Source organism: Lentzea albidocapillata (assembly GCF_000719115.1).
Taxonomy (GTDB): domain Bacteria; phylum Actinomycetota; class Actinomycetes; order Mycobacteriales; family Pseudonocardiaceae; genus Lentzea; species Lentzea albidocapillata.
This window is the reverse complement of the sequence record NZ_JOEA01000060.1, coordinates 1-1127: the sequence shown is the minus strand read 5'-3', so window position 1 is coordinate 1127 and position 1127 is coordinate 1. Positions and strand designations below refer to the sequence as shown.

Annotated in this window: 2 protein-coding genes; both read left to right on the top strand. The window is 64.9% G+C overall.

The window, feature by feature from the left end; all coding sequences use genetic code 11:
* Window positions 1-379 precede the first annotated feature (379 nt).
* Window positions 380-859 (top strand): hypothetical protein, encoded by a 480-nt coding sequence (locus tag IG04_RS43520; RefSeq protein ID WP_157513146.1) that lies wholly within the window; start codon window positions 380-382, stop codon window positions 857-859.
* Window positions 856-1127: hypothetical protein (locus tag IG04_RS0141750; protein ID WP_030482282.1), on the top strand; the 272-nt coding region annotated here is incomplete at its 3' end. The genes IG04_RS43520 and IG04_RS0141750, both read left to right, overlap by 4 nt.

Genomic DNA, 1127 nt, shown 5'->3' with positions numbered 1-1127 from the left:
CGACCCCGGAAACACCATGGTCTACTTCGCCGGCAACGGCGCGGGACGCCTTTACTGGGGCGGCACCATGAGCGGCCAAGGCGACTGGGCCAACTACAAAGCGACCCCGGAAACACCATGGTCTACTTCGCCGGCAACGGCGCAGGCCAGCTCTCATGGGGCGGCCCCACCGGCGGCCAGGGCGACTGGGCCAACTACAAGGCGATCGTCTGAGCTCACGCACGTCAATTCGCACCGGCAATTACATGGGGGAACGATGAACTCGGCATTGCACAGAATATTAGGACTGATCGCTTCAATGGCCGTCGCGGGCACGATCGTGCTAGGCGCCACCGGAACCGCGGTCGCACGCAGCACTGCTCCCTGCAGCACGTCTGGCGTGACCGCAGAGGACAACGCCGTGTCGGCCCAGCTCCGCTCTCGAGCGAACTGGATGACGCCCTACAGGGTTTCCTGTGCACGTGCCGTCGCCAGGCAGGTGAAGGCACGAGGCCTCGACCTGCGCGCAGCACACATCGCCTTTACGACCGTGACGACGGAAACGCATTTCGACAACATCAGCGTCGCCGAGGACCACGACAGCCTCGGACTCTTCCAGCAACGACCGAGCATGGGCTGGGGCTCACCGAGCGACCTGATCAACCCGGTCTACGCGACCAACAAGTTCCTCGACGTGATGCTCGCGAACTACCCGAACGGCGCATGGCGCAGCGGTGACATCGCGAACATCTGCCAGAAGGTCCAGAAGTCCGGGTTCCCTGACGGGTCGAACTACCGAGCAAACATCGACATCGCCGGGTACATCGCAAACGTGGTGTGGAACTCGGCGCAGGCCAGCTCTCATGGGGCGGCCCCATGAGCGGCCAGGGCGACTGGGCCAACTACCGCGCCATCACCGCAGGCGACTTCGACCCCGGAAACACCATGGTCTACTTCGCCGGCAACGGCGCAGGCCAGCTCTCATGGGGCGGCCCCACCGGCGGCCAGGGCGACTGGGCCAACTACAAAGCAATCACCGCAGGCGACTTCAACGGCGACGGCAAGGCGGACATCGCCGGCATCGACCCCGGAAACACCATGGTCTACTTCGCCGGCAACGGCGCGGGACGCCTTTACTGGGGCGGCAC